We start from the raw sequence: 6,601 nt of genomic DNA on the forward strand, positions 1-6,601 counted from the left end.
CTTTGACTTGTTATTCTCTTTCAGATCTCTAAAAGCTTTTACTTTAATTGATTATATATTATTTTAAGAAATCTGGTTTTGGCATTACAAATAAATGAGGTTCTTGTAAGAGGTCTTGAACTATTCTAAGAGCTTCACCAAATCTCTGATAATGTACAATTTCTCTTTCTCTTAAGAATTTTAAAGGTTCTATTACATCAGGATCATCCGCTTGATTAATGAGATATTCATAAGTTGCTCTGGCTTTTTGTTCTGCAGCTAAATCTTCAGTTAAGTCAACTATAGGATCTCCCTTTGACTGAATATATGCGGCAGTAAATGGAGAACCAGAAGCGCTTGCAGGATATATGCCTCTACCATGATCTGAATAGTAAGGCCCCATTCCTGCTTTTTCAATTTCTTCAATGCTTGCACCTTTCATTAACTGATGAACCATTGAACCAACCATCTCTAAGTGAGCTAATTCTTCCGTACCAATATCATTTAATGTTGCTATAGCTTCACCTGTAATCATAGTAAATCTTTGACTTAAATACCTTAAAGATGCTGCCAATTCTCCATCAGGTCCACCGTACTGTGTAATAATTATTTTTGCCATTTCAGGATTAGGATTTTTTATTTTTACAGGATACTGAAGAAACTTTTCGTATGCCCACATATACTACCCCTCCTCTCTACTAAGTCTAAAGTTAGCCTCATATTCCCATGGCCAAGGCTCATTTATCCATTGCCATGGACAAGGACTATAGGATCCATAAGACAATGGTCCGTAGCATTTCTCATACTCCTGTCTTAACATACGAGACTGTGTTACAAGTGAATTATGTGCTGCAAGAGCATTCTGATCACTTGGATGGGTATTAAGATATAAATGGAGGTCTATTAGTGAAAAAGTCACAGCTGTAATTTGTTTTAAAAGTTCTTTTTTATTCATATCATGCTTCATAATAGTACCTCCTTCTAACAGTCAGAGACTGGTCTGCATTGTTTATCTTTTCCTTCATAAGGACTATAAAGCTCAGGGAAAACAGTTCCATGTTTAAGAGCTTCTATAGGAGAGAGGAGAGTGCAAAGTCGTTGGAAAGGTACATATGCAGCTGCTAGCCGTACATTTCTTATTACTAGTTCTTGCGGAATACATTGTTGCTTTGGTGGACAGTTAGTAGTATACATGTTAACTCTTGAATTTGTGTCTTTTGCCATAGTTGTATTTATCCTCCTTGTTAATGTTGCTTACACAATAACATCATATGATGCTAAATATAAACTTGTTACAATTAATATGGATTTTTGTAATAAATTACATTTATTTTTAATATACTTATAGATTAGGACATAATAAGAAGGAACAAAGGGTAAATTCAATATAATGCCGCATGATATATAGGTATGTTTAATACACTAATTTAGTGAATAAGATAGCTAATAGCATTAAAAATTTACAAGTGCAGTATTAGAAGGTAAAATTATTATAAGCAGGTTTAAACGATATATGTTTCGTTAATTTATATTTTTACAATATGTAAATGAGGTGATTTTAGTATAATGGAGAAGAATTTAATAAACTCATGCCACTGCGAAAAATGCACTGGAAAATATTGCGCTAAAAAAGTATATATTTTTTCAACGTTACATGAAAATCAACTAGCAGAGATTGCAAGTATCGTTATAAATAGAAGATATAAAAAGGGTCAAATGATATTCTTCGAAGGAGATGTATCAGATAAGCTTTATATCGTTAATAAGGGAAAGATTAAGATATTTAAATACACAAAGGAAGGAAAAGAACAGATATTATACATACTTACTGATGGAGATTTTATCGGAGAATTGAGTTTGTTAAAGAGGAGCAAAGTTGAATTTAATGCCGAAGCTCTAGAAGATACAGCTATATGTGCATTAACTAAGGAAAACTTTGATAAAATAATAGAAAAAAACCCTGAAATAACCTTTAAAATATTAGAAGTAGTACATGATAGATTAATAAACCTTGAGAGTCTAGTACAGAGATTAAGCACAAAGGATGTAGAGTCTAGAATAGTAGGAGTTCTATTAAGTCTTGCAAAAGATTTTGGAAGAGAAGAAGGAAATACAGTAATATTAGATTTGCCTTTAAACAGAGAAGAAATAGGAAGTTATGCTGGTCTTACGAGAGAAACAGTAAGTAGAACTTTAACAAGTATGCAAGATGAGGGAGTAATTGAGCTTCAGGGCAATAAAAAAATTATTATAAAAGACATAGAATATCTCAAAAGTATTGATTAAGTTAAGTATCAGAGTCACTTGTACAAATAAAAAGAGTCACTAGAATTAAGTCCTAGTAACTCTTTCTATTTGTCCGAGTGGCTAATTGCTTTGTTTTAGAATTAATTCTCCAATTTCTTTTCCTGCATCAACACATGATTTTGGTGATGTGTCTTCGTTGAAATAGTTAATTTTTAAAGGTAATTTTAAGTGATTAGCACCAGTGCTTTTAACAATGAAAGAAGTATCCACTAGAGTCATGTTGCTTTGTTTTATATAGTCATTTATTATCTCTATTGCTTCGCCACTCCAACCGAAGGATCCAAATGCTATACCAAGTTTGTTAGATAAATCTAAAGTCATCAAGTCTTTAATTATATCTTCTAGGTTGCCTATCATATCACCATATTTTGTAGAACTTCCTATAAGTATTGCATCTGATTTCAAGGCTGATTCTTTTAGGTCATCTATATTGGCGCTTTTAATATTAAATATTTCAGTTTTAATGTGTGTGGAGTTTAAGCCTTCAGCTAGAGACTTAGCTATTTTCCCTGTATTTCCTGTCATGCTACTAAATAATATAAGAGCTTTTTTATCTATCTTATTAAAATCAACGGTGCTCATTTCATCGTAAAGGTCAATATATTTTTTAGCATCAGTTCTTAATACATACCCATGGGAAGGAGCTATCATATTAACATCAAGTTTTTTAATTTTATTAAGCATGTTTCTGACATAAGTTCTGTGTGGGCTCATTATTAATTTGTAATATACTTTAAAATCTTCAGTTATATCTTCTTTAGCTAAATTATTAAATAATTCATTGTTAGCAATATGAGTACTAAAAATATCGCATGGGTAAAGTATTTTATCCTCAATGCAATAAGTAATCATAGTTTCTTCAGTGTGTAGATATGGTGTTTTAAAGAATTTCAATGTTTTCTCACCGATATCAAGAGTATCTCCATCTTTAACTATTAAGTACTTTTTCTTATTAAGTTTAAACATTCCATTTAATAACTCTCTTGCTTTTTCTGTAGTTACTATAATTGCATTTTTAGCTTTATTTAATAATATAGGTAATGCACCAGCATGATCTGGCTCTACGTGGTTAATTACAACATACTGAATTTTATTTAAGTCGATTATTCCTTCAAGATTTTTAACAAATTCTCTTCCATACATAATATCAACAGTGTCTATAATAGTAGGTTTTTCTGTATTTAATAAGTATGAATTATAAGTTGTTCCTTTTTCTAATATTAATCTGTGAAAAGGTACTTTCCTATCATCTACTTTTCCAATCCAGTAAGTTTTTTCAGCTAATTTATTATTTATCATATAAAACATCTCCTTTTGAATTTTTAATTTATGGCCTCATTATAGATTTAATAAAGAGTGAGTGCAGTGATTAAAATCAACTAAAAATTTGATTGTAGTCACAGATTAATAGATAAACTTTTTATATAATGGACTCATAAACAGGAGATATTGCTGATAAGTAAGCAGAGTAAAGTAAGTTTATGCTCTACTTACAAATCAGTACAAATTATATGTAAAAAAAGTATTTGGAGGGATAAGTAATGAATAAATTTATGTTTAAAAGTTCAGATAGTATAGGATACATTGCATCAAATTTTCCAAAAGCTATGGACATATTTAAAGACTACAATATTGATTTTTGCTGCGGAGGAAACAGACCATTGATAGATGCAATAAAAGAAGGAGGGATAAAGGAAGAAGAGATTATGAGTAAGCTTGAAGAAGCATATAACAACTTACTAATAATAAAAGATAAAGATATAGATTTTAATGTGATGTCTTACAGCGATTTGGTTGATTATATAGTAAATACTCACCATGCATATTTACAGATTGAACTTCCTAAAATCTATGAACTTACAACGAAGATATTAAGAGTACATGGTGCTAATCATAAAGAGCCAACAAGAGTGCATAGATTATTTGCAAGTCTTAAAACAGAGTTAGAGGAACATCTTATTAAAGAGGAAGAAATTGAATTTCCGTTAATAAAGAAGTATGAGTCAGATCCATCGAATGAGTCATTAGCAAAGGTAGTTTCAATAATGGAGGAGTTAGAAAATGAACATGAGGGGGCAGGAGATATACTTAAAGAGCTAAGAAAAATTACAAATGGATATGAAATACCTGCAGATGTGTGTAACACCTTTAAATTGACTTATCAAAAGCTTCAAGAGTTAGAAGCAGATACTTTTCAACACATACATTTAGAAAATAATATTTTGTTTCCAAAGCTTAAAGAAAAAAATAATAGTAAATAAGCAAAAAATATTTTGTATTCGTAACAATTGTTACAGAATAAGTTTATAGATGAAGCTATAATTAAATCATCAACTGAACAACAACAATCTAGCACATATCAGCTGCAGAGTCGTTGATTAATGAGACTCTGCAGTGGTAATGTGTACTATAATGGTAAAGTTTTAGAAAGTATATAATCAAATAAAATAACTAATATTATGGAGGTTAGAATTAAATGAGTATGTTTTGTTATCAATGTCAAGAAGCAGCAAATTGCAAAGGATGTACAATAAAAGGTGTATGTGGAAAGACAGAAGACCTAGCAAAAGCACAAGACTTATTAATATATATAACAAAAGGAATTTCTGTATTTAGTACAAAAGCGAGAGAATTAGGAGTAGAAAATAAGGAAGTAAATAAATTTGTAGTAGAGAGTTTATTTGCAACTATAACTAATGCTAACTTTGACAGAAATATATTTATAGAGAGAATAAAAAGAGGATTACAATTAAGAGAAGAAGTTAAACAGCAATATATAAAAGCTGGTGGAAAACTTATTGAATCAAAAGAAAATACTTCATGGCTTAAAAAAATCTTTGGATTTGGTGGAGCACAAAAAGAAGAAGAGCTTAATCTGCCAGAAGCAGCAATATGGTTTGCTGATAATGTAAATGATTTTGATTTAAAAGCAGGGGCAGTAGGTGTACTATCTACTAAAGATGAAGATATAAGATCATTAAGAGAGCTTTTAATCTATGGATTAAAAGGTATGGCAGCATATATTAAGCATGCTAATAACTTAGGATATGATGATAAAAATCTTCATGGATTCATGCAAAAGGCATTAGCTGCAACTTTGGATGATAGTATAGCAGTAGATGGATTAATAGCTTTAGTACTTGAAGCAGGTAAATATGGGGTAGATGCTATGGCTCTACTTGATAAGGCTAATACTGAATCTTATGGAAATCCTGAGATAACAAAAGTTAATATAGGTGTTGGAAATAGACCTGGTATCTTAATAAGCGGACATGATTTAAAAGATATGGAAGAATTATTAAAACAAACAGAAGGAACAGGAGTAGATGTATACACTCACAGTGAAATGCTTCCAGCAAACTACTATCCAGCATTTAAGAAGTATAAGCACTTTGTAGGAAACTACGGAAATGCATGGTGGAAGCAAACAGAAGAATTTGAAAGCTTTAATGGACCAATTTTAATGACTACAAACTGCGTAGTTCCGCCTAAGAATTCATATAAAGATAGAATGTATACTACTGGTGCAACAGGCGTTCCAGGAGTTAAGCACATAGCAGATGGAAAAAATGGTCAACCAAAAGATTTCTCAGCTATAATTGCACATGCTAAAAAGTGTCAGGCGCCAAAAGAAATCGAAAAAGGAGAAATAGTTGGTGGATTTGCACACAATCAAGTTTTAGCTTTAGCTGATAAGGTTGTAGAAGCAGTTAAAACTGGAGCTATAAAGAGATTCTTCGTTATGGCTGGTTGCGATGGAAGAGCTAAGAGCAGAAACTACTATACAGATTTTGCAAAGAAACTTCCAAAGGATACAGTTATCCTTACAGCTGGATGTGCTAAATATAAATACAATAAGCTTGATTTAGGTGATATTGGAGGAATTCCAAGAGTACTAGATGCTGGACAGTGTAATGATTCATACTCATTAGCAGTAATAGCACTTAAATTAAAAGAAGTATTTGGATTAGAGGATATTAATGAACTTCCTATATCATATAATATAGCTTGGTATGAGCAAAAAGCAGTTATAGTTTTACTTGCATTACTTCACTTAGGAGTTAAAAATATTCACCTAGGACCAACTTTACCAGCATTCCTTTCACCAAATGTAGCTAAGGTTTTAGTAGAGAACTTTGGAATAGGTGGAATAACAAATGTTGATGATGATATGAAGATGTTCTTAGGATAATATAAAGCTAAATACTATCATTAAATATCCCCATCCATTAATTTGATAGTAGCTAACTTAAATTTAAATGAAACTTACACTAATAAAAGAGCTTGTGACTTATTTGATATGCTCCCCTTGTGG

At 31.1% G+C, this 6,601-nt stretch carries 7 protein-coding genes; 3 read left to right on the top strand and 4 right to left on the bottom strand.

Annotated elements, in window-relative coordinates:
- Window positions 1-58: 58 nt before the first annotated feature.
- From I6U51_RS15850 to I6U51_RS15860, 3 genes are read right to left on the bottom strand one after another with little or no spacing between them, the layout of a single operon-like run.
- On the bottom strand, window positions 59-658 hold the full coding sequence (locus I6U51_RS15850; protein ID WP_211143563.1) for a manganese catalase family protein: 600 nt from the start codon (window positions 656-658) through the stop codon (window positions 59-61).
- Window positions 659-661: 3 nt separating this feature from the next.
- On the bottom strand, window positions 662-946 hold the full coding sequence (locus tag I6U51_RS15855; protein WP_246517384.1) for a spore coat protein CotJB: 285 nt from the start codon (window positions 944-946) through the stop codon (window positions 662-664).
- Window positions 947-960: 14 nt separating this feature from the next.
- Entirely contained in the window at window positions 961-1,203 is a 243-nt protein-coding gene (locus I6U51_RS15860; RefSeq protein WP_211143564.1) for a spore coat associated protein CotJA, read from the bottom strand.
- 342 nt (window positions 1,204-1,545) lie between these two features.
- Here I6U51_RS15860 and I6U51_RS15865 point away from each other — a divergent pair, with 342 nt between their 5' ends.
- Window positions 1,546-2,265 (top strand): Crp/Fnr family transcriptional regulator, encoded by a 720-nt coding sequence (locus I6U51_RS15865; RefSeq protein ID WP_211143565.1) that lies wholly within the window; start codon window positions 1,546-1,548, stop codon window positions 2,263-2,265.
- Between the two features lie 81 nt (window positions 2,266-2,346).
- Here the strand turns inward: I6U51_RS15865 and I6U51_RS15870 are convergent, their stop codons facing one another.
- The gene (locus I6U51_RS15870) at window positions 2,347-3,585 is read right to left on the bottom strand and encodes an FprA family A-type flavoprotein (RefSeq protein WP_211143566.1); all 1,239 of its coding nucleotides are present in this window, start codon (window positions 3,583-3,585) and stop codon (window positions 2,347-2,349) included.
- A 242-nt stretch (window positions 3,586-3,827) separates the two neighbouring features.
- Between I6U51_RS15870 and ric the strand changes: the two genes are divergently transcribed.
- Together ric and hcp are read left to right on the top strand one after the other, a co-directional pair.
- Entirely contained in the window at window positions 3,828-4,547 is a 720-nt protein-coding gene (gene ric / locus I6U51_RS15875; RefSeq protein ID WP_211143567.1) for an iron-sulfur cluster repair di-iron protein, read from the top strand.
- Window positions 4,548-4,762: 215 nt separating this feature from the next.
- Window positions 4,763-6,478 (top strand): hydroxylamine reductase, encoded by a 1,716-nt coding sequence (gene hcp, locus I6U51_RS15880; RefSeq protein ID WP_211143568.1) that lies wholly within the window; start codon window positions 4,763-4,765, stop codon window positions 6,476-6,478.
- Window positions 6,479-6,601 lie beyond the last annotated feature (123 nt).

Origin of the sequence: Clostridium aciditolerans (genome assembly GCF_016316925.1) — a bacterium.
GTDB lineage: Bacteria > Bacillota > Clostridia > Clostridiales > Clostridiaceae > Clostridium_AM > Clostridium_AM aciditolerans.

What these genes read in the sequence shown, in the direction of transcription:
- I6U51_RS15850 (WP_211143563.1), bottom strand. Translation starts at nt 658, where the DNA reads ATGTGGGCATACGAAAAGTTTCTTCAGTATCCTGTAAAAATAAAAAAT.
- I6U51_RS15855 (WP_246517384.1), bottom strand. Translation starts at nt 946, where the DNA reads ATGAAGCATGATATGAATAAAAAAGAACTTTTAAAACAAATTACAGCT.
- I6U51_RS15860 (WP_211143564.1), bottom strand. Translation starts at nt 1,203, where the DNA reads ATGGCAAAAGACACAAATTCAAGAGTTAACATGTATACTACTAACTGT.
- I6U51_RS15865 (WP_211143565.1), top strand. Translation starts at nt 1,546, where the DNA reads ATGGAGAAGAATTTAATAAACTCATGCCACTGCGAAAAATGCACTGGA.
- I6U51_RS15870 (WP_211143566.1), bottom strand. Translation starts at nt 3,585, where the DNA reads ATGATAAATAATAAATTAGCTGAAAAAACTTACTGGATTGGAAAAGTA.
- ric (WP_211143567.1), top strand. Translation starts at nt 3,828, where the DNA reads ATGAATAAATTTATGTTTAAAAGTTCAGATAGTATAGGATACATTGCA.
- hcp (WP_211143568.1), top strand. Translation starts at nt 4,763, where the DNA reads ATGAGTATGTTTTGTTATCAATGTCAAGAAGCAGCAAATTGCAAAGGA.